The sequence below is a fragment of the Paraburkholderia bannensis NBRC 103871 genome (genome assembly GCF_000685015.1).
Taxonomy (GTDB): domain Bacteria; phylum Pseudomonadota; class Gammaproteobacteria; order Burkholderiales; family Burkholderiaceae; genus Paraburkholderia; species Paraburkholderia bannensis.
The window spans coordinates 203,133-224,892 of sequence record NZ_BAYA01000009.1 but is presented as its reverse complement, the minus strand read 5'-3'; the positions used below and the strand labels follow the sequence as shown (position 1 = coordinate 224,892).

The window sequence follows — 21,760 nt, the reverse complement described above, 5'->3', positions numbered from 1 at the left end:
AATCGGGCTGTGGAAGCTTGACCCTATTCACTGGCCAGGCAGCCGGAACCCCGCATTGAGCCCGCATCCCGACGGCCCAAGATCAGCCGATGAGCGCCGACGATCCGCACGATCACGCCCATGGGGTATAGAGAGGGCACAGCGGGTGGGCTCCGGGTACGGTCGCCATCGCGCAATCGGCCGCGATCTTTCCGATGCGCCCAGCTTGAGGACATACCTGAGCACAGCGCCAGGGCAGGGCCGGCCACGCGGATAGCGGGCGTACACTACGGTTCATGTCGGCCGCATGGAGGTCTGCATGACCGAGGTTTTTTCCCAGCCGTCCGTGCTCATCGTCGGCGCGGGACCAACCGGTCTCGCTGCTGCACTGAGCCTCGCCCGCGCGCGCATTCCGGTTCGCCTGATCGATCGCGCGCACGAGCCCGCACGTCATTCGCGCGCCATCGGCATCCAGGCGCGCACGCTCGAACTCTTCGAGCAGCATCGTATCGTCGAGCCCTTTCTCGCGCGCGGCCATCGCGCGCACGTCGCCAATCTCTATTCGAATGGGCAGCGCCGCGCGCGGCTCGACTTCGATCCGCTGTTCACACGTTATCCGTACCTGCTGTTTCTCGACCAGACCGAAACCGAACGCATTCTCGCCGCGCAGCTAGCGACCTTCGGCGTCGAGGTCGAACGCGGCTGCGAGTTGCTGGAGCTGCATCAAGGCGCGGCGGGCATCAGCGCCGATGTGCGTTGCGCCAATGGCCGCGTCGAAGCGCTGCGCTGCGCCTACCTGGTCGCCGCCGACGGCGCGCACAGTACCGTGCGCCATCGCCTGAACATGCAGTTCGAGGGCGAGACGCTCGCGCAATCGTTCCTGCTGGCCGATATCGAAGCGAGCACGCCCTGGTCCGACGACGAATTCCACGTGTTCGCCTCGGGCGATGGGCTGGCGGCGCTGTTTCCGTACGGGCATGGCCGCTATCGCCTGATCGCCGATCACAAGACGATGCTGCCGGCCGCGCCCGAAGGCACGATCCCGGTGCCGACGCTCGAAGAGTGCCGCTCGGTGGTCGAGCGGCGCGTGCATCATCCGGTCTCGATTGCCGATATGCGCTGGGCGTCGTACTTCCGCATCAATAGCCGCATGGTGCGGTTTCTGCGCATGGAGCGCGTGTTCTTCGTGGGCGACGCCGCGCATGTGCACAGCCCGGCGGGCGCGCAGGGCATGAACACCGGCATTCAGGAGGCGTTCAATCTGGGCTGGAAACTCGCGCGCGTGCTGGGCGGCGCGCCCGAGCGGCTGCTCGACACCTATCACGCCGAGCGTTCGCCGATCGAGCGCATCGTGCTGCGCCAGACGAGCTTCATGACGCAACTCGTCGAGGCCGATCATGGCCCGCTCAAGCTGCTGCGCGAGCGCGTGATGCCGGCGCTGGTCGCGCTCGGGCCGTTGCGCGATGCAGCGCGTCAGGCGGTGAGCGAGTTGTCGATCCAGTATCGGCGCAGTCCATTGACGCTGGAGCGCGTGCTGGACGGCGGCCCGCGCGCGGGCGAGCGCGCGCCCGACGCCTGTGTGCGCGTGATCGATGGGCCGCTTGGCAAGGCGCCGGGCAAGGGCCGCATTTTCGATCTGCACGACCCGGGGAGCTTTTCGCTGTTCCTGCTGGTGGACGCCGATACGGTGCGTGCCGCCGACGCGGCCGGACATGGCGCGATGGAGGTGGGGGCCGCGAATGGAGCGACGGGTGCGACGGGGGCGACTGGCGCAAGCGGTTCTGTCGGCGCGAAAGGCAACGGCGCTGACGCATTGCGTCATTTCGCCGAGTCCGTCGAGCACGCGTTGCCGCAAGCCGTGCGGGTCTGGTGGCTCGCGGATCTCGAAGAAGGCGAAGCGCCGCTCGCGGGCGAGGGCGCGCCGTCGCTGGGCGACGCGTACGGGCGCACGCGTCCCGCGTTCTATCTCGTGCGGCCCGACGGTTATATCTGCGCGCGCGGCCGTACTGGATCGGACTTGCACGGCCTGCTGCGCCACTGCGAGACGTGGTTCGCGCCCGCGCCTTCGCCCAGGCCATCCGCGCAGTGACGCCTGCCGCGTACGCCCGCGACGTTACGCAGCGGGCGTCAGCGCCTCGCGATGCTGCACGAGCGCGGCACGCACGATCTCGCTGAAACCGGCGTCATCGTGCGTGCCGCTGCCATCCAGCGCCCCGAGCAGCGCGCGGCGCATACGCGGCTCCCAGAACTTGCGGATGTGCTCGGCAATGCCGGTGAGCGCTTCCTCGCGATCGGGCAGCGAGTCGAAGAACTCGCCGATCTGGTTTGCCATCTCGATCAGGTGGTCGGTTTTCATCGGCTCATTTCCCTGACGTCACGACCGTATCGCGCTTGCCCAGCAGATCGAGCTGCGTCGCGTTGAAACGCGAGTACTCGCGCTGCCATTCCGAAGGCTGCTGCACATGGCTCACCTGCACGGCCGTCACCTTGTACTCGGGGCAATTGGTGGCCCAGTCCGACGCATCTGTCGTGATGACGTTAGCGCCCGACTCGGGGAAGTGGAACGTCGTGTACACCACGCCCGGCTGCATGCGCGTGCTTACCTTCGCGCGCAATACCGTATGCCCCGCGCGCGATTCGATCCCCACCCAGTCGCCGTCGCGAATGCCGCGATCCTCGGCGTCGACCGGATGCACTTCCAGCCGGTCTTCTTCATGCCAGCGCGAGTTTTCGGTGCGGCGCGTCTGCGCGCCCACGTTGTATTGCGACAGGATGCGGCCCGTCGTGAGCAGCAGCGGGAAGCGTCGCGTGACCTTCTCCGGCGAGGCGATGAACTTCGTGATCACGAACTTGCCCTTGCCGCGCACGAATCCGTCGATGTGCATGATCGGCGTGCCATCCGGTGCGGCCTCGTTGCAGGGCCACTGGATGCTGCCCATCTCGTCGAGCCGCTTGTACGAAACGCCATGGAACGTCGGCGTGAGGCGCGCGATCTCGTCCATGATCTGCGACGGATGCGTGTAGTCCATCTCGTAGCCCAGCGCGCGTGCGAGCAGGATCGTGACTTCCCAGTCGGCGTAACCGGCGATCGGCGGCATGACCTTGCGCACGCGCGAAATGCGGCGCTCGGCGTTGGTGAAGGTGCCGTCTTTCTCCAGGAACGACGAGCCCGGCAGCAGCACGTGCGCGTACTTCGCCGTCTCGTTCAGGAAGATGTCCTGCACGACGATGCATTCCATCGACGAGAGCGCCGCCGCCACATGCTGCGTGTTCGGGTCGGACTGGACGATGTCCTCGCCCTGGCAGTAGAGGCCCATGAAGGTGCCGTCGAGCGCCGCCTCGAACATGTTCGGGATGCGCAGGCCCGGCTCGCTTTGCAGCGTGACCTGCCAGGCGTCTTCGAAGAGGGCGCGCGTCGTGGCGTCGCCAACATGCCGATAGCCCGGCAGCTCATGCGGGAACGAGCCCATGTCGCACGAGCCCTGCACATTGTTCTGGCCGCGCAGCGGATTCACGCCCACACCTTCGCGGCCGATATTGCCCGTCGCCATCGCGAGGTTCGCAATGCCCATCACCATCGTCGAGCCTTGCGCATGCTCCGTCACGCCCAGGCCGTAGTAAATCGCCGAATTGCCCTTGCGCGCATAGAGGCGCGCCGCCTCGCGCACCCTTTGCGCGGGCACGCCGGTGAGCGGCTCCATCGCTTCGGGCGAGTTCTCCGGCAGCGCGACAAAATCGCGCCATTGCTCGAACGCGCGCGTCTCGCAGCGCTCGGCGACAAATGCTTCGTTGACCAGACCTTCGGTGACGATCACGTGCGCGAGCGAATTGACCATCGCGACGTTGGTGCCGGGGCGCAGTTGCAGATGATGTTCGGCCTTCACGTGCGCGGTGTCGACGATATCGATGCGGCGCGGGTCGACGACGATCAGCTTCGCGCCCTGGCGCACGCGGCGCTTCAGACGCGAGCCGAACACCGGATGGCCGTCGGTCGGATTCGCGCCGATCACCATGATGACGTCGGAGTGATCGACCGAGGCGAACGTCTGCGTGCCCGCCGATTCGCCGAGCGTCGTCTTCAGGCCATAACCCGTAGGCGAATGGCACACGCGCGCACAGGTATCGACATTGTTGTTGCCGAACGCGGCGCGCACGAGCTTCTGCACGAGATAGGTTTCCTCGTTCGTGCAGCGCGACGACGTAATGCCGCCGATCGAGTCGCGCCCATGCTTCGCCTGGATGCGGCGGAACTCGCTGGCGGCGTAATTGAGCGCTTCTTCCCAGCTCACTTCGCGCCACGGATCGGTGATCTTCGCGCGGATCATCGGCTTCTTGATGCGATCCTTGTGCGTTGCGTAGCCCCACGCGAAGCGGCCCTTCACGCAGGCGTGGCCTTCGTTGGCCTGGCCGTTCTTGTGCGGCACCATGCGCACGACTTCATTGCCCTTCATTTCGGCCTTGAACGAGCAGCCCACGCCGCAATAGGCGCAGGTCGTCACGACCGAATGTTCGGCCTGGCCGAGCATCACGACGCTCTTTTCCTGCAGCGTGGCAGTCGGGCACGCGGCCACGCATGCGCCGCACGAAACGCATTCGGAATCCATGAACGCTTCGCTCGCGCCCGCCGCGACGCGCGATTCGAAACCGCGCGCGGCGATGGTCAGCGCGAAGGTGCCTTGCGTTTCCTCGCAGGCGCGCACGCAGCGGTTGCAGACGATGCACTTCGACGGATCGTAGGTGAAGTACGGGTTCGATTCGTCCTTCTTGTCCTTGAGGTGGTTCGCGCCGTCAAAGCCGTAGCGCACTTCGCGCAGGCCCGTCACGCCCGCCATGTCCTGGAGTTCGCAGTCGCCATTGGCGGGGCAGGTGAGGCAGTCGAGCGGGTGATCGGAGATGTAAAGCTCCATCACGTTGCGGCGCAGCTTTTGCAGGCGGTTGGTTTGCGTGCGCACTTTCATGCCCGCTTCGACGGGCGTCGTGCACGACGCCGGATAGCCGCGCCGGCCTTCGATCTCGACGAGACACAGACGGCACGAGCCGAACGGTTCGAGCGAGTCGGTCGCGCACAGCTTGGGCACGTTGACGCCCGCTTCGATCGAGGCGCGCATGACCGAGGTGCCCGCGGGCACCGTCACGCACTGGCCGTCGATTTCGAGGGTGACGTCGATATCGGCGTGGCGCAGCGGCGTGCCGTAGTCGGTGTCGTCGAACGGCGAGCGTGCGCTGGCCTTGTTCATCGCTGCGGACTTGCAGGCGCAATTGCCGGAACCGCAACCGCCGGCAGGGGACTTGAGCATGTCGGACATGAGGGTTCCTCGTTCAGGCGGCGGCTGTCGGTTGCGTTGCGGGTTCGAGACCGAAGTCTTCGGGGAAGTGATCGAGCGCGGAGAGCACAGGGAAGGGCGTCATGCCACCCATCGCGCACAGCGACCCGGACACCATCGTGTCGCAGAGGTCGCGCAGCAGCGTGACCTGCTTTTCCGACGTGTCGCCTTTGCGGATCCTCGCGATCACCTCGACGCCGCGCGTGGAGCCGATGCGGCACGGCGTGCACTTGCCGCATGATTCGAGCGTGCAGAACTCCATCGCGTATTGAGCCAGCTCCGCGAGATTCGACGTATCGTCGTGCACCACGATGCCGCCGTGGCCGACCACCGCGCCGACGGCCGCATACGCTTCGTAGTCCATCGGAATGTCCCACTGGCTTTCGGGCAGATAGGTGCCGAGCGGCCCGCCCACCTGCACGGCGCGCGCGGGACGCCCGCTCGCGGTGCCGCCGCCGTAGTCGACCATCAACTCGCGCAGCGTCACGCCGAAGGCCAGCTCCACCAGCCCGCCGCGCGCGATGTTGCCCGCAAGCTGGAACGGCAGCGTGCCGCGCGAGCGGCCCATGCCGAAGTCCTGATAGAACGCCGCGCCCTTCGCGAAGATGATCGGCACCGTGGCGAGCGTGATGACGTTGTTGATGACCGTGGGCTTGCCGTAGAGACCGGCGAGCGCGGGCAGCGGGGGCTTGGCGCGCACGATGCCGCGCTTGCCTTCGAGTGATTCGAGCAGCGCGGTTTCCTCGCCGCACACATAGGCGCCCGCGCCTTTGGCGACGAACAGATCGAAGCGCTTGCCGCTGCCAAGTACGTCGTCGCCGAGCCAGCCCGCGGCGCGCGCGCGGCGGATCGCTTCTTCGAGCGCGGCGATCGAGTGCGGATACTCGCTGCGCACATAGATATGGCCGATCGTCGCGCCGACGCTCACGCCCGCGATCGTCATGCCTTCGATCAGCATGTACGGATCGCTTTCCATGACGAGCCGGTCGGAGAACGTGCCCGAATCGCCTTCGTCGGCATTGCAGACGATGTACTTCTGGTCGGCCTGCGCCTGCGCGACCGTGCGCCACTTGATGCCGGCAGGGAAGGCCGCACCGCCGCGACCGCGCAGACCCGATTCGATCAGCGACTGGCAGGCCTGCTCGCCCGTCAACTTCAGCGCGTTGCGTAGACCTTCAAGGCCGCCGTGCGCGACATAGTCATCGGTCGACAGCGGATCGGTGATGCCGATGCGCGCGAAAGTCAGGCGCTGCTGGCGGCGCAGATACGGAATCTGCTCGACCAGGCCCACGCTGCGCGCGTGCTGGCCGCCTTGCACGAAACCGGCGTCGAACAGCGCGCTCACATCGGTTTCTTCGACGTTCGCGTAGCCGACGCGGCCATCGGCCGTTTCGACTTCGACGAGCGGTTCCAGATAGAGCAGGCCGCGCGAACCGTTGCGCACGAGTTCGATGTCGATGCCGCGTGCGGCGGCTTCGCGCTGGATCGCGGCGGCGACGTCATCGGCGCCGAGCGCCAGCGCCGACGAATCGCGAGGAACGTAGATGCGCGTCATGCGGCCTCCTCGGTGCGGGCGGCGGCTGCCGTGGCGGCGAGCGCCTTCGCGAGCAGCGCGTCGAACTTCTGCGGGGTCACTTTTGCGTGCAGCGTGCCGTTAATCATCATGGCGGGCGAGAGCGCGCACTGGCCGAGGCAATAGACCGACTCCAGCGCAACGCCGTCTGCCGAAGCATGGTCATGCGCGCCGAACTTGCAGCCCGTGTGCGCTTCGGCGTGCTGCGCGAGCGCTTCGCCGGCCATGCTGCGGCACGCTTCGGCGCGGCAAAGCTGGACGACGACGGGCGCCGGCGGCGCGGTGCGGAAGTGGTGGTAGTAGGTGAGGACGCCGTGCACCTCGGCTCGCGAAAGACTCAGCGTCTTGCCGAGCGGCGCGACGGCGGCTGGCGGCACGTAGCCTAGCTCGTCCTGAATCGCATGCAGGATCGCGAGCAGGGTGCGGCCCGGCAGCGCGTGACGCTGCACGAGCGCATCGGCCGAACCGTTGAACGGCGCGGCTGACTGCGACTTTGTCTCGTCCATTGTGAGGCTCCTCCAGGGGCATATATGCACTTGTTATTCATAAAGTGTGCATCTATGCTGGGGTTGTCTTGTTGTATGGACGAACAATAGGCCCGTAGAATGGCCGTTGCAATAGGAAGGAAGACTTCATAATGATCAAGGTCGATTGCCACGCGCAACTGGTCGTGCGCGACCCGGATGGCCGCGAGGCAAGCCTGACGGACGTCGTGCCGCTGCTCGCGCTCGTCGCGGAAGAAGGCAGCATCGCGCAGGCCGCGCAGCGTAAGGGTTTGTCCTATCGCCATGCGTGGGGCTTGTTGCGCGATGTCGAAGAGCGCCTGGGCGGCGCGCTGATCGCCAAGGCGCGCGGCCGCGGCTCGGTGCTGTCGGAACTGGGCGAGGCGGTGCTGCGTTCGCAGCGTCTGTGCACCGAGCGCCTGCAAGGCAACCTCCAGGCGCTCGCGAGCGAAGTGGCGAGCGACCTTAACCGCTGGCTCGCTCCGGACGTGCAGGATCTGCGCATCCATGCGTCGCACGGCTATGCCGTGGCGGCGCTGGTGACGGCGCTGGTCGGCGATCAGGTGCCCGTCGAGATCAAGTACCGCGATAGCGCCGACGCCATCACGGCGCTCGCGCGCGGCGAATGCGATCTCGCGGGCTTTCATCTGCCGCGCGGCGAATTCCGCGCGGCCTGCGCCGACGCCTATCGCAACTGGCTCGATCCGCAGCGCCATGTGCTGGTTCATCTCACGCGCCGCAAGCAGGGCTTGTTCGTCGAACGCGGCAATCCGCGCGGGATTGCGGGTCTGGCCGATCTCGCGCGCGGCGATATCCGCTTCGTGAACCGGCAGCCGGGCTCCGGTACGCGCTTGCTGATCGACCTGTTGCTCACGCGTATCGGCGTGGATCCGGATCGCGTGAATGGTTATGCGTCATCGGAGCTCACGCATTCGGCGATCGCGGCGTTCGTCGCGAGCGGGATGGCCGACGTGGGCTTCGGCGTGGAGCCGGCTGCGCATCACTTCGGTCTGGACTTCATCCCCATCGTCGACGAGGACTATTACTTCGCGTGCGAACGCGCCCAGCTCGAGCGCGAGCCGCTTGCCAAGGTGCTCGAACTGCTGCGCGGCGAGCCGTTCGGCGAGGCTGTGGCGCGGCTGGAGGGCTACGATCCGGGCGAGTGCGGCACGGTGGTGCCGCTCGGGGAAGGCTGGCTGGGGCATGCGTTCGCGAGCTGAGCGCTGCCTGAGGGTTGCTTGAGGGGGGCTGAGCGCGGGTTTCGGCGCGCGGGCCCTGTAACGCGGAGCAATATCTCTGTAAGGCAGCGCTGCAGACTTGGCGACTTTTTGTGATACTTTCGACCGGTACAAGCTCCCCCGTTCCAGATGCGCGCTGAGCGCGCCGATCGATCATGAAATTCTTGCTCAATGTTTGTGCAGCTGCCGCAACCGCGGGCGCGCTGTTTGCCACCGTCAATGTCGCTTTCGCGCAGAATTCCCCGGGCGTGCCGGGCGGCATCCTGTCCGACGAATTCCGTCTCCAGGAACATCCGCAGATGCAGTTTGCCGCCTCTGCGCCGTCCAACAAGTATCAGCACGGCAAGACGTCGGCGATGCGCAAGAAGGGCGATCTCGGGGATCCGAATGGCTGTAACCTGCAGTGCCCGCAAGATAATTAAGCGGACGAATTTCGCAAAGATTTTTTGCAAAATTTATGCAATAAAAAGACGGCGCGATTTGCGCCGTTTTTTTATTGGCCGCTGCACAATTTGTTACAGATTTATTGCGCCGCAAAAAACAAAAAACTCGCGAAGCTTTAAAAAGCTTTCGCGAGTTTTTATTTTGCTGCAGCAAATTCTGGTGGAGCCGGCGGGAATCGAACCCGCGTCCAGAAGCAATCCATAAACAGTTCTACATGCGTAGTTCAGTCATTTGATTTAACCGGAGCGACGCGGACGAACACGCTGCGCGACGGCGATTCACTAGGTTTTCGACTCTGGCGTCGTGACGCCGACAGAGCTTAACTGACGTAAATGACCTCTGGCGGTATTGCTACCGGTCTTGCGACACTAGCCCGTCAGTGAGCCAGGCAGAGGACGGCGGCCCTTAGGCTGCCAGTGCGAACGTATCGTCGTTTGCAGTTACGATTTTCCCATTGATTAACGAGGTGACGGGTCCTCGGCATGCCCTGCCTACTTCATAACCCCTGTCGAAACCAGGTCGGCCCCAGAGGAACAGCAATTATCCCATAGTTCGGCAGATGAGGCGAACCGTGCCCTTTTCAAGGGGCACGGCGGCGTCAAAGGCCGCGGTCGATGGCGCCGCTTACTTCGCTTGAACGTGCTGGAGCTGGGCGAACAGCGCCTCGGCGGTATCGGCCACGAAGTCGGCCTGCCACTGCTCGGGCGGCTCGACATTGCCGCAGTAGCCGTAGGCGGCCGCGATGGTCGCCATGCCCGCCGCGTGGCCGGCCTGCACGTCGCGCAGGTCGTCGCCCACATACACCACGCGCGTCGCCTCGATGCCGAGCGCCTGCGCCGCATGCAGCAGCGGGGCGGGGTGGGGCTTCGAATACGGTGTCGTATCGCCGCTCACCACGCAGGCCGCGCGGGTATCGAGGTGCATGAGCTTCACGAGCGGATCGGTCAGGCGCGCGACCTTGTTGGTCACGATGCCCCAGCGCACGCCGCGTGCGTCGAGATCGTCGAGCACCGCGTCGATGCCCGGGAACAGCGCCGTTTCCACGCGCAGATTGGCCGCGTAGTTGGCGAGGAATTCCTCGCGCATCGCGGCGAACTCGCGGTGATCCGGGCCGATGCCGAACGCCCCGCCAATCAGCCCGCGCGCACCAGCGGAGGCGAGCGGACGCAGCTTCTCGTAGGGCGCGGGCGCGAGGCCCCGCGCATGGCGCATCTGGTTCACCGCGGCGGCGAGGTCGGGCGCCGTATCGGCGAGCGTGCCGTCAAAGTCGAACAGGACGGCGTCGCAGGCCACCAGCGCGGCGTAATCCACAGCAGCCACAGCAGCGGACGGGTTTTCAGACGGGTTCTGGGTCATGTCGAAGGAGCGGGGGCGCCGACTCAGGCGTCGCGTCGGCAGGCGATCATGTAATTGACGCTTGAGTCGTTCGACAGCGTGAAGCGACGCGTCAGCGGGTTATAGGTGATGCCCTTGATCTCGGCCGCCGTCAGGCCGGCCTGGCGCACGAAGCCCGCGAGTTCCGAGGGACGGATAAAGCGCGCGTAGTCGTGCGTGCCCTTGGGCAGCATCTGCGCGATGTATTCCGCGCCGATCACGGCCAGCAGGTAGGACTTCACGTTGCGGTTGAGCGTCGAGAAGAACACCCAGCCGCCGGGCTTCACGAGCGTCGCGCAGGCTTTGACCACGCTGAGCGGCTCGGGCACGTGCTCAAGCATTTCCATGCAGGTGACGACGTCGAACGAGCCGGGCTCGCGCGCAGCAATGGCTTCGGCGGCGATCTCTTCGTATTCCAGCGTGATGCCGCTTTCGAGACTATGCAGGTCGGCCACGCCCAACGCTTCGCGGGACAGGTCGATGCCTTTCACGTTTGCGCCGAGTCCCGCCATCGACTCCGACAGGATGCCGCCGCCGCAACCGATGTCGAGCACACGCTTGCCGGTCAGATGTGCATGGCTGTCGATCCAGCCGAGACGAATGGGGTTCAGCTCGTGCAGCGGCTTGAACTCCGCGTTCGGGTCCCACCAGCGATGAGCGAGCTCGCTGAATTTCTGCAGTTCGTGGGGATCGGCATTCGTCATGTCGGATTGGCCTGAAGCGCGCAAGCGAAGGTGGAACAAGCCCAGAGTATAAAGGCGCTCGCATGTGACAGCAAAACAGGGCGGCAATATGTGCGCCAGCTTTGCAGGCGTTGCCGCAGCCCGCGTGCCCGCGCGTTTGCTGCGCGATGCATGCCAGATGTCGGTCGATCACGGCGCGATCCCAACCCATCGCGCAATAAAAAAACCCCGCCGAAGCGGGGCTTTTGAGTCGTGCTGTCGCAGCTCGCAGATTACTGCTTTTGCGTGCCGACGACTTCGACTTCAACGCGGCGATCCGGTGCCAGGCACGAGATCAGCTGCTTGTGGTTCTTCTGGTTGCAACCCGTCGTGACCGGGTTACGCTTGCCCTTGCCTTCCGTGTACACGCGCTCAGCCGGGACACCCTTGCTGACGAGGTACGACTTGACGGCTTGCGCACGGCGCAGCGACAGACGGTCGTTGTAAGCTGCCGAACCGATACGGTCGGTGTAGCCCGTCGCAACGACGACTTCGAGGTTCAGAGCCTGGATCTTGCTTGCCAGATCGTCCAGCTTTTCCTTGCCAGCCGGCTTCAGGACAGCCTTGTCGAAGTCGAACAGGGCGTCAGCTTGGTACGTGATCTTCTGGCTCGTGATAGCCGGAGCAACCGGAGCGACCGGCGGCGTCGGTGCCTGGGCGACCAGCGCGCCATCGCACTTTGCGTTGGCCGTGGCCGGCGTCCAGAATGCATCGCGCCAGCAAAGCTCGTTCGTGCCGTTCATCCACACGTATTCGCCGGTACCATTCACCCAGTTGTCATTGACGGCTTGTCGCGACGCCGGCACCGATTGTGCCTGGGCGGTTGCAGCGACTACTGCGGTAGCTGCAATGAACGCGAGCTTTGAAAGTTTATTCATATTTCTCCTCTCGAAATTGAGATTACCGCAGGTTTACTGCGAGCCATATGACGAAGACAAGTCATACATTGCTCGAAGTATAACATTGGCGCGTTGTGGGGCACGTCTTGTGTAGACTTCGAGCGGTGTCTAACTCTTTGTGCGTTCGCATTTTGCCATATCGTTCCCTTCCCACGATAAAAAAAATCCGCCCCTTTCTTTGGGGCTAGGCGAATGTGGTAGGTCAGCAACAAAAAGTTCCCGCTCGATCTCCTGGTAGTGTGCCTGGTCGTTGGGTAAGCGCAAGTGATTGGCTTGCGTGTGCTGCGTATTGTCATATCCGGATGCTAAATGCGCGTGTTGATGTCGCGTGGCAGCGACTATTCGATCGTCGCCGGGCAGGCGTTTCTGCTGGTGTCCTTCTGCGCCGTTTTTGAGCCTCAGGCAGGCCGCCGGCGGTGCCCCCTCTAATAGGTATACGTACATCGTGCCTGGACGGCGGGCAGGGGTGCCGCGCATGATAGAATCGGAAGATTGCGCTGCGTCTGCGGCGTCCATGCGACAGCAGGGTGCGCCGCGTGGCTTCCGGCGGTTTTTGCCGGTAGCACTGCGCGTGCCTGACAACGACATCGATAATGGATCAATTCGCCAAAGAGACTCTGCCTATCTCCCTCGAGGAGGAAATGCGCCGCTCGTATCTCGATTACGCGATGAGCGTGATCGTCGGGCGGGCACTTCCCGATGTGCGCGACGGCCTGAAGCCGGTGCACCGGCGCGTGCTGTACGCGATGCACGAGTTGAACAACGACTGGAACCGCGCGTACAAGAAGTCGGCGCGTATCGTCGGCGACGTGATCGGTAAATACCATCCTCACGGCGACACGGCTGTCTACGACACCATTGTCCGGATGGCGCAGGACTTCTCGCTGCGCTACATGCTGGTCGACGGCCAGGGCAACTTCGGCTCAATCGACGGCGACAACGCCGCGGCCATGCGTTACACCGAAATCCGCATGGCGAAGATCGGTCACGAACTGCTGGCCGACATCGACAAGGAAACGGTCGACTTCGGGCCGAACTACGACGGCAGCGAAAGCGAGCCGCTGATCCTGCCCGCGCGTATCCCGAACCTGCTGATCAATGGTTCGTCGGGTATCGCGGTCGGCATGGCCACGAATATCCCCCCGCACAATCTCAACGAAGTTGTCGACGCTTGCCAGCATCTGCTCAAGACGCCGGAAGCGACGATCGACGAGCTGATCGAGATTATTCCCGCGCCCGATTTCCCGACCGCCGGCATCATCTACGGCGTCGCGGGCGTGCGCGACGGCTATCGCACGGGCCGTGGCCGTGTCGTGATGCGCGCCGCCACGCACTTCGAAGAGATCGATCGCGGCCAGCGCATGGCGATCATCGTCGACGAACTGCCGTACCAGGTGAACAAGCGTTCGCTGCTCGAGCGCATTGCCGAACTGGTCAACGAGAAGAAGCTCGAAGGCATTTCCGACATTCGCGACGAGTCCGACAAGAGCGGCATGCGTGTCGTGATCGAGCTCAAGCGCGGCGAAGTGCCCGAGGTCGTCCTCAACAATCTGTATAAGGCGACGCAGCTGCAGGACACGTTCGGCATGAACATGGTCGCGCTGGTGGACAACCAGCCGAAGCTGCTGAACCTGAAGGAAATGCTCCAGCATTTCCTGTCGCACCGCCGCGAAGTGCTTACGCGCCGCACGGTGTACGAACTGCGCAAGGCGCGCGAACGCGGTCACGTGCTCGAAGGCCTGGCCGTTGCGCTTGCCAACATCGACGACTTCATCGCCATCATCAAGGCCGCGCCCACGCCGCCGATCGCGAAGCAGGAGTTGATGAACCAGTCGTGGGATTCGTCGCTGGTGCGCGAGATGCTGCAACGCGCCGAGCAGGACAACGCCACGGCGGGCGGCCGCGACGCCTATCGTCCGGAAGGCCTCAATCCGCAGTACGGTATGCAGGGCGACGGTCTCTACCGCCTGTCCGACACGCAGGCGCAGGAAATCCTGCAAATGCGTCTGCAACGCCTGACGGGTCTGGAGCAGGACAAGATCATCGGCGAGTACCGCGAAGTCATGGCCCAGATCGCCGACCTGCTCGACATCCTCGCGCGCCCCGAGCGCGTGACGACGATGATTTCCGACGAACTCACCGCGATCAAGAGCGAATTCGGCGATGCCCGCCGCTCGAAGATCGAGATGAACGCGACGGAGCTGAACACCGAAGACCTGATCACGCCGCAGGACATGGTCGTGACGATGTCGCACGCCGGTTACGTGAAATCGCAGCCGTTGTCCGAATATCGCGCGCAAAAGCGCGGTGGTCGCGGCAAGCAGGCGACGTCGATGAAGGACGACGACTGGATCGACACGCTCTTCATCGCCAATACGCACGACCACATCTTGTGCTTCTCGAACCGTGGCCGCGTGTACTGGGTCAAGGTCTATGAGGTTCCGCAAGGTTCGCGCAACTCGCGCGGCCGTCCGATCGTGAACATGTTCCCGCTGCAGGACGGCGAAAAGATCACGGTTGTGCTGCCGGTGAAGGAGTTCTCGGCCGACAAGTTCGTGTTTATGGCGACGGCCCTCGGTACGGTCAAGAAGACGCCGCTCGAAGCCTTCAGCCGCCCGCTGCGCAAGGGTATTATTGCGGTCGGCCTGGATGACGGCGACTACCTGATCGGCGCGGCCATCACGGACGGCGAACACGACGTCATGTTGTTCTCGGACGCCGGCAAGGCGGTGCGTTTCGACGAAAACGACGTGCGCCCGATGGGTCGCGAGGCACGCGGCGTGCGTGGCATGCAGCTCGACGACGGCCAGCAGGTGATCGCACTGCTGGTGGCCGGCGACGAGCAGCAGTCCGTGCTGACCGCCACCGAAAACGGCTACGGCAAGCGCACGCCGATCACCGAGTACACGCGTCACGGCCGCGGCACCAAGGGCATGATTGCGATTCAGACGTCGGAGCGCAACGGCAAAGTGGTCGCGGCAACGCTGGTGGATCCGGAAGCCCAGATCATGTTGATCACCACCACGGGTGTGCTGATTCGCACGCGTGTCTCGGAGATCCGCGAAATGGGCCGCGCAACGCAAGGTGTTACACTCATCAGCCTTGACGAAGGCACGAAGCTCTCGGGCCTGCAGCAGGTCGCGGAAGCCGATGCCGACGGCGATATCGCTGAAGGTGAAGGCGAGGGCGAAAGCGAGGAGTAAGGCTACGCCCGCAGGACTGAACGGCCCGCGCGAGCGGGCCGCTTCGTGTCAGGCGCTTGTGGTTTGCTGGTGGAAATATTTGAGCTGTTTTTGGGTTATTTGCCAGTGGTGACGCAATGGCCAGCAAGGCCGGGCGGTGCTGCGGGTTTTGAATGATGCCAGGCGGATCGGGCAGCGGCGCGGGGTGACGGTTAAGTCCGTGACCATGCACTATCAGGCGCGCCCCGCAATCCGCACGGCAGGCAATTCGATTAATTTCACAGAGGGAGTAATGATGCAAAAACGATTCAAGCAGGTTATGTTGCTGGCCGCTCTCGTGCCGACGTTTGCCATGGCTCAGGCGCTCCAGCCCCAGGCGCCCGCACAGGCTCCGGCCGCTGCTGCCCCGGCACCGATCGATTCGGCCAAGCAAGCCGCGATCAAGGACCTGCTGGACGCGATCGACGCGCAGAAGCTCGTCGGCGCAATCGGCAACAGCGCACAGATGCAAGCCAAGCAACTCGTGCCGGCGATCCTCTCGGACGCGCTGTCGGAAAACAAGACGATGACGGACAAGCAGAAGCAAGCTGCTGTCCCGACGCTGCAGAAGAACGCAGTGCCGAAGCTGGTTGACGGCGCAGGCCAGGTCTTCAACACGGACGGCTTCAAGCAGGACGCCATGGAAGCCCAGTACGAAGCTTACGCAAAGTACTACAGCACGCAGGAAATCAAGGATCTGACGTCGTTCTACCGCAGCCCGACCGGCCGCAAGTTCATCCAGGTTCAAGACCAGGTTGGCCGCGACGTGGTCAACGGCCTGATGCAGAAGTACATGCCGCAGTCGATCAAGGCAACGCGCGACCAGGCTGACAAGGAAGTCGCTTCGGTCAAGCCGGGCAAGTAAGCACGCCTCTCGCTGGCTTCGTCCTGCGTCGCTGTGGTTTAGCGCACGGTAAAGGCGGGCCAGATCGAGCCGCGTTGCCCGGAAACCCTGCGTTGGCGGGTTCCCGGTGACAATGCGATAATGGCCGTTTGCGCGATCAGCGCAGACGGCCATTTTCTTTTTTCGGCGCGTCCCGGCCTCCACTGCCGCAGCGCCCGCCTCGGGGTCTCCAAACGATGCGCGTTTTCAACTTCTCCGCCGGACCGGCTGCACTGCCTGAAGAAGTCCTCCGTCAGGCTGCCGACGAAATGCTCGACTGGCACGGCAGCGGCATGGGCGTGATGGAAATGAGCCATCGCGGTCCCGAATTCATGCAGATCCACAGCGAAGCGCTGCAAGATCTGCGCGACCTGATGCAGGTTCCCGCGAGCCACAAGATCCTCTTCCTGCAAGGTGGCGGTATCGGCGAAAACGCGGTCGTACCGCTGAACCTGTTCGGCGCGAAGCCGCGTGCGGATTTCGTCATCACCGGTTCGTGGTCGCAGAAGTCGCAGAAGGAAGCGCTCAAGTACGGCGCTTCGCATATCGCCGCGACGGGCCGCACCGAAGCCGGCTTCACGCATTCGCCGCCGAAAAGCGAGTGGCAGCTCTCCGACGATCCCGCTTACGTGCACCTGTGCACGAACGAGACGATCGACGGCGTCGAGACTTTCGAGATCCCCGATCTCGGCGATATCCCGCTCGTGGCGGACGCCTCGTCGCACATCCTGTCGCGTCCCATGGACATCGCCAAATACGGCGTGCTCTACGGCGGTGCGCAAAAGAATATCGGCATGGCGGGCGTGACCGTCGTGATCGTGCGTGAAGACCTGCTTGAGCACGCCATGCCCATCTGCCCGTCGGCGTTCGAATGGAAGACGGTCGCCGCCAACAACTCCATGTTCAACACGCCGCCTACCTACGCAATCTACATTGCGGGCCTCGTGTTCAAGTGGTTGAAGCGCCAGGGTGGCCTCGAAGCCATCGAAGCGCGCAATATCGAAAAAGCAGGGCTGCTCTACGACACGATCGACGCGAGCAGCTTCTACCTCAACAAGGTGGAGCGCCGCGCGCGCTCACGGATGAACGTACCGTTCTTCCTCGCCGATGAAACACGTAATGATGATTTCCTGGCCGGCGCGAAGGCGCGCGGGCTTCTGCAGCTGAAGGGCCACAAGTCCGTCGGCGGCATGCGGGCGTCGATTTACAACGCGGTGCCGCTCGAAGCAGTGCAGGCACTTGTCGAGTACATGAAGGAATTCGAAGCGAAGCACGCTTGACGCAAGCGGCGCATCGCCACGTATTCATCCTTCCAGATTGCCGGTTTCACGCATGGACGACGAACTCAATTCACAACTCAAGCCGTTGCGCGAGCGCATCGACGCCATCGACGCGCAGCTGATTGCGCTCCTGAACCAGCGCGCGTCGGTCGCGCTCGAAGTGGGCGAGGTCAAGAAGCACTTCAACGCGCCCGTGTTTCGCCCGGAGCGCGAGCTCCAGGTGATCGAGCGCCTGCAAAACCTCAGCGACGGCCCGCTCGGCAACGATCACATCAGCGCGATCTGGCGCGAGATCATGGCCGCGAGCCGCTCGCTCGAAAAGACCATCACGGCGGCGTTCCTCGGCCCGGTCGGCACCTATAGCGAACAGGCGATGTACGCGTACTTCGGTCAGTCGATCGAAGGCCTGCCGTGCCCGTCGATCGACGAGGTGTTCCGCGCGGTCGAGTCGGGCGCGTCCGAATTCGGCGTGGTGCCGGTCGAGAATTCGGCGGAAGGCGCGGTGTCGCGCACGCTCGATCTGTTCCTGCAGACGCAGCTCGTGATCGGCGGCGAAATCGCGCTGCCGATCCAGCACAACCTGATGACGCAGAGCGGCAAGCTCGCGGGCGTGACGCGCGTGTGCGCGCACCCGCAGGCGCTCGCGCAGTGCCAGCACTGGCTCACGGCGAACGCGCCGCAGCTGGAGCGCCAGGCCGTGTCGAGCAACGCCGAAGCCGCGCGCCTCGCGTCGGAAGACCCGACGGTCGCAGCCATCGCGGGCGAGCGCGCGGCCACGCACTACGGCCTCCTGATCGCCAACGCGCTGATCCAGGACGATCCGCACAACCGCACGCGCTTCGTGATGATCGGCAAGCAGCCGGCGGGCGTGTCGGGTCACGACCAGACGTCGATGATCGTGTCGGTGAAGAACGAGCCGGGTGCGGTCTACAAGCTGCTGGAGCCGCTCGCGCGCCACGGTGTGTCGATGACGCGTTTCGAATCGCGTCCGGCGCGCGTCGGCACGTGGGAGTACTACTTCTATATCGATTTCGAAGGGCATCGCGACGAACCGGCCGTGGCCGCCGCGCTCGACGAACTCGGCAAGAAGGCGGCGTTCCTCAAGATCCTCGGTTCGTATCCGCGTTCGCGCTAAGTTGGGCCAGGTTGCGCGTCGGGGCGCAGACTTTCTTTTTTCGGTGATGGCGTGAGCGCGTTCTCTTTCAAGAAGCTGGTGATTTTCGGCGTCGGCCTGATTGGCGGATCGCTCGCGCGCGGCCTGCGTGAGCGCGGCGCGTGCGAGCACGCCGGCGAAGTAATCGGCGTGGGCCGCCGCGCGCATTCGGTGGCGCGTGCGCTGGAGCTGGGCGTGGTCGACGCCGTCGCGACTTTCGATGACGACGCGGCGCTCGCCAGGGCGCTCGACGGCGCGGATCTCGTGCTGATCGCCGCCCCCGTTGCGCAGACGCAGATGCTGCTCGAGCGCATCGCGCCGCACCTTCAGCCGCACACCATCGTCACCGATGCAGGCAGCACCAAGAGCGACGTGATCGCGGCCGCGCGCTCGGCGCTGGGTGCGCGCATCGGCCAGTTCGTGCCGGGCCATCCGATCGCGGGTCGCGAATCGAGCGGCGTGGAAGCGGCGTTGCCCGACCTCTACGTTGGTCGCAACGTCGTGCTGTGCCCGCTGCCCGAGAACGCTCCGGCTGACGTCGAGCGCATCGCGCAGATGTGGCGCGCCACCGGCGCCGTGATCGGGCAAATGAGCGCGGAGCAGCACGACCGCGTGTTCGCTTCGGTGAGCCACCTGCCGCACGTGCTGTCGTTCGCGCTGGTGGAGCAGATTCTCGCCACGCCTGACGCCGAGCTGAAATTCTCGTTCGCGGCGGGCGGCTTTCGCGACTTCACGCGCATCGCGGCGTCGAGCCCGGAAATGTGGCGCGACGTGTGCCTGGCGAACCGCACGGCATTGCTCGCCGAACTCGACGCCTACACTGAAGTGCTGGCGAAGTTGCGCGCGGCCATCGACGCTGGCGACGGCGCTGCGCTGGAAACCGTGTTCGCGCGCTCGCGCGCGGCGCGCCAGGCGTGGCAGGAGCGCGGCGGCAAGCATGCCGTGAATGGGGTAGGCGGGGCGACAGACATGGCGACAAGCACACCCTCGCAGGCAGGACCCGACAAGTAAGGCTTCAGACATGCGGCAGGGCGCGGGCATTTCCCGCTTGCCACGCCGCACCATCAGGACACGCTCATGGAACACCTCGAACTCGGACCGTTCACCCGTGCGTCCGGCACGATCCGCCTGCCTGGCTCGAAGAGCATCTCGAACCGCGTGCTGCTGCTCGCGGCGCTGGCCGAAGGCGAAACGACGATCACGAACCTGCTCGACTCCGACGACACGCGCGTGATGCTCGACGCGCTGGAAAAGCTCGGCGTGAAGCTCAAGCGCGACGGCGACACCTGCGTCGTGCAGGGCACGCGCGGCGCCTTTACGGCAGTGCGCGCGGATCTTTTCCTCGGTAACGCCGGCACGGCGGTGCGCCCGCTCACGGCGGCGCTCGCGGTCAATGGCGGGGACTATCGCATCCACGGCGTGCCGCGCATGCACGAGCGCCCGATCGGCGACCTCGTCGATGGTCTGCGCCAGATCGGCGCGAAGATCGACTACGAGGAGAACGAAGGGTTCCCGCCGCTGCGCATCCGTCCCGCGCAGATCGACGTGACGGCGCCGGTGCGCGTGCGCGGCGACGTGTCGAGCCAGTTCCTCACCTCGCTGCTGATGACGCTGCCGCTCGTGCGCGCCGAAGGCGGCGTGACGATCGTCGAAATCGACGGCGAGCTGATCTCGAAGCCCTACATCGAAATCACCATCAAGCTGATGGAGCGTTTCGGCGTGAAGGTCGAACGTCACGGCTGGCACCGCTTCGAAGTGCCGGCAGGCGTGCGTTACCAGTCGCCGGGCAAGATCATGGTCGAAGGCGACGCGTCGTCGGCATCGTATTTCCTCGCGGCGGGCGCCATTGGCGGCGGCCCGATCCGGGTGGAAGGCGTGGGCCGTGCGAGCATCCAGGGCGATGTCGCGTTCGCGGCGGCGCTCATGCGCATGGGCGCGAACGTGACGGTCGCCGACGACTGGATCGAGGTGCGCGGGATCGGCAACGATCACGGCAAGCTCGACCCCATCGACATGGACTTCAACCTGATTCCCGATGCGGCCATGACAATCGCCGTCGCCGCCCTGTTCGCCGACGGCGCGACCACGCTGCGCAACATCGCGAGCTGGCGCGTGAAGGAAACCGACCGCATCGCCGCGATGGCCACGGAACTGCGCAAGGTGGGCGCGAACGTGGAGGAGGGCCCCGATTACCTGATCGTGCGCCCGCCCGAGAAACTCACGCCGAACGCCGCGATCGACACCTACGACGATCACCGCATGGCGATGTGCTTTTCGCTCGTGAGCCTGGGTGGCGTGCCGGTGCGCATCAACGATCCGAAGTGCGTCGGCAAGACGTTCCCCGATTATTTCGAGCGTTTTCTTGAGCTCGCCCAACCCTGATTTTGCTGATTTTTCGCAGCCGGGCCGTCGCAGGACGGTTCGCTGCATGAGACCGACCGCCGCATGAAATCGACTCGTCCCTTTTATCCGACGCCCGTCATCACGATCGACGGCCCGACCGCCTCCGGCAAGGGCACGGTAGCCGCGCTGCTTGCCGCCCACCTGGGCTTTCACCTGCTCGACAGCGGCGCGCTGTATCGCCTCGCCGCGCTCGCGAGCGTGCGCTACACGATCGCCGCCGACGACGCCGACGGCCTCGCCAGGCTCATCGACGATCTGCACATCACGTTTCGCGAGGGCATGGCCCAGCTCGACGGCGTCGATGTTTCGAACGAAATCCGCGCCGAGGAAGTCGGTAACCGGGCCTCGATGATCGCGGCGCACCCGTCCGTGCGCGCCGCGCTGGTGGCGCGCCAGCGGGCCTTTCGCAAGCTGCCGGGGCTCGTTGCAGACGGCCGCGACATGGGTACGGTGATCTTCCCGGATGCCGGTCTGAAGGTGTTCCTGACGGCCAGCGTGGAGGCCCGCGCGGCCCGCCGGTATAAGCAATTGATCCAAAAAGGATTTTCTGCTAATATGGATAACTTGCTCCGGGATTTGCGTGAACGTGACGCGCGCGACAGTAATCGCGCGGCCGCGCCGCTCAAGCCCGCAGCAGATGCGAAGCTGCTGGATACCTCGGCGCTGTCCATCGACCAGGCGGTCGAACAGGTCGTGCAGTGGTACCAGACTTTGCCCGTGCGTCATACCGATGCACACGGCAAATCGCAGTAAAGAGCAGTCGT

General features: G+C 64.6%; 17 protein-coding genes and 1 other RNA gene. 10 read left to right on the top strand and 8 right to left on the bottom strand.

What is annotated here, in order from left to right; all coding sequences use genetic code 11:
* The first annotated feature begins 298 nt into the window (after positions 1-298).
* Positions 299-2,068, top strand: coding sequence for an FAD-dependent monooxygenase (locus BBA01S_RS16355; RefSeq protein ID WP_027817399.1), 1,770 nt, complete (start codon positions 299-301; stop codon positions 2,066-2,068).
* Between the two features lie 24 nt (positions 2,069-2,092).
* Here the strand turns inward: BBA01S_RS16355 and BBA01S_RS16350 are convergent, their stop codons facing one another.
* Genes BBA01S_RS16350 through BBA01S_RS16335 form a run of 4 tightly spaced genes read right to left on the bottom strand, consistent with a single transcriptional unit; the run spans position 2,093 to position 7,382 of the window.
* Entirely contained in the window at positions 2,093-2,335 is a 243-nt protein-coding gene (locus BBA01S_RS16350) for a formate dehydrogenase subunit delta (protein ID WP_027817398.1), read from the bottom strand.
* 4 nt (positions 2,336-2,339) lie between these two features.
* A complete protein-coding gene (fdhF, locus tag BBA01S_RS16345; RefSeq protein ID WP_027817397.1) occupies positions 2,340-5,285 on the bottom strand; it encodes a formate dehydrogenase subunit alpha in 2,946 nt (981 codons plus the stop codon).
* Positions 5,286-5,298: 13 nt separating this feature from the next.
* Positions 5,299-6,858 (bottom strand): formate dehydrogenase beta subunit, encoded by a 1,560-nt coding sequence (locus tag BBA01S_RS16340; RefSeq protein ID WP_027817396.1) that lies wholly within the window; start codon positions 6,856-6,858, stop codon positions 5,299-5,301.
* A complete protein-coding gene (locus tag BBA01S_RS16335) occupies positions 6,855-7,382 on the bottom strand; it encodes an NAD(P)H-dependent oxidoreductase subunit E (protein WP_027817395.1) in 528 nt (175 codons plus the stop codon). Before BBA01S_RS16335 ends, BBA01S_RS16340 begins: the two co-directional genes overlap by 4 nt.
* Positions 7,383-7,513: 131 nt before the next feature.
* On the opposite strand from BBA01S_RS16335, the gene BBA01S_RS16330 reads away from it, so the two are divergent.
* Together BBA01S_RS16330 and BBA01S_RS16325 are read left to right on the top strand one after the other, a co-directional pair.
* The gene (locus BBA01S_RS16330; protein WP_027817394.1) at positions 7,514-8,599 is read left to right on the top strand and encodes a substrate-binding domain-containing protein; all 1,086 of its coding nucleotides are present in this window, start codon (positions 7,514-7,516) and stop codon (positions 8,597-8,599) included.
* A gap of 173 nt (positions 8,600-8,772) precedes the next feature.
* A complete protein-coding gene (locus BBA01S_RS16325; RefSeq protein WP_027817393.1) occupies positions 8,773-9,039 on the top strand; it encodes a hypothetical protein in 267 nt (88 codons plus the stop codon).
* A gap of 179 nt (positions 9,040-9,218) precedes the next feature.
* Here the strand turns inward: BBA01S_RS16325 and ssrA are convergent.
* The 4 genes from ssrA to ompA all read right to left on the bottom strand — a co-directional run bounded on the left by ssrA (position 9,219) and on the right by ompA (position 12,035).
* Positions 9,219-9,588: a transfer-messenger RNA gene (gene ssrA / locus BBA01S_RS45485) on the bottom strand.
* A 97-nt stretch (positions 9,589-9,685) separates the two neighbouring features.
* On the bottom strand, positions 9,686-10,417 hold the full coding sequence (gene gph / locus BBA01S_RS16320) for a phosphoglycolate phosphatase (RefSeq protein ID WP_042297350.1): 732 nt from the start codon (positions 10,415-10,417) through the stop codon (positions 9,686-9,688).
* A 23-nt stretch (positions 10,418-10,440) separates the two neighbouring features.
* Entirely contained in the window at positions 10,441-11,139 is a 699-nt protein-coding gene (gene ubiG, locus BBA01S_RS16315) for a bifunctional 2-polyprenyl-6-hydroxyphenol methylase/3-demethylubiquinol 3-O-methyltransferase UbiG (RefSeq protein WP_027817391.1), read from the bottom strand.
* A gap of 251 nt (positions 11,140-11,390) precedes the next feature.
* The gene (gene ompA, locus BBA01S_RS16310; RefSeq protein ID WP_027817390.1) at positions 11,391-12,035 is read right to left on the bottom strand and encodes an outer membrane protein OmpA; all 645 of its coding nucleotides are present in this window, start codon (positions 12,033-12,035) and stop codon (positions 11,391-11,393) included.
* 614 nt (positions 12,036-12,649) lie between these two features.
* Between ompA and gyrA the strand changes: the two genes are divergently transcribed.
* The 7 genes from gyrA (at position 12,650) to cmk (ending at position 21,749) form a co-directional block, all read left to right on the top strand.
* Positions 12,650-15,259 carry a DNA gyrase subunit A gene (gene gyrA, locus BBA01S_RS16300; protein WP_027817389.1) on the top strand — a complete coding sequence of 870 codons (2,610 nt, stop codon included), beginning with the start codon at positions 12,650-12,652 and terminating at the stop codon, positions 15,257-15,259.
* Positions 15,260-15,533: 274 nt separating this feature from the next.
* Positions 15,534-16,142 (top strand): DUF2059 domain-containing protein, encoded by a 609-nt coding sequence (locus tag BBA01S_RS16295; protein ID WP_027817388.1) that lies wholly within the window; start codon positions 15,534-15,536, stop codon positions 16,140-16,142.
* 215 nt (positions 16,143-16,357) lie between these two features.
* Positions 16,358-17,440 (top strand): 3-phosphoserine/phosphohydroxythreonine transaminase, encoded by a 1,083-nt coding sequence (gene serC / locus BBA01S_RS16290; RefSeq protein ID WP_027817387.1) that lies wholly within the window; start codon positions 16,358-16,360, stop codon positions 17,438-17,440.
* A gap of 52 nt (positions 17,441-17,492) precedes the next feature.
* The gene (gene pheA, locus BBA01S_RS16285; protein WP_027817386.1) at positions 17,493-18,575 is read left to right on the top strand and encodes a prephenate dehydratase; all 1,083 of its coding nucleotides are present in this window, start codon (positions 17,493-17,495) and stop codon (positions 18,573-18,575) included.
* 51 nt (positions 18,576-18,626) lie between these two features.
* Positions 18,627-19,604 (top strand): prephenate dehydrogenase, encoded by a 978-nt coding sequence (locus BBA01S_RS48100; RefSeq protein ID WP_042297346.1) that lies wholly within the window; start codon positions 18,627-18,629, stop codon positions 19,602-19,604.
* Positions 19,605-19,670: 66 nt separating this feature from the next.
* The gene (gene aroA / locus BBA01S_RS48095) at positions 19,671-20,975 is read left to right on the top strand and encodes a 3-phosphoshikimate 1-carboxyvinyltransferase (RefSeq protein ID WP_027817385.1); all 1,305 of its coding nucleotides are present in this window, start codon (positions 19,671-19,673) and stop codon (positions 20,973-20,975) included.
* Positions 20,976-21,038: 63 nt separating this feature from the next.
* Entirely contained in the window at positions 21,039-21,749 is a 711-nt protein-coding gene (cmk, locus tag BBA01S_RS16270) for a (d)CMP kinase (protein ID WP_027817384.1), read from the top strand.
* Positions 21,750-21,760 lie beyond the last annotated feature (11 nt).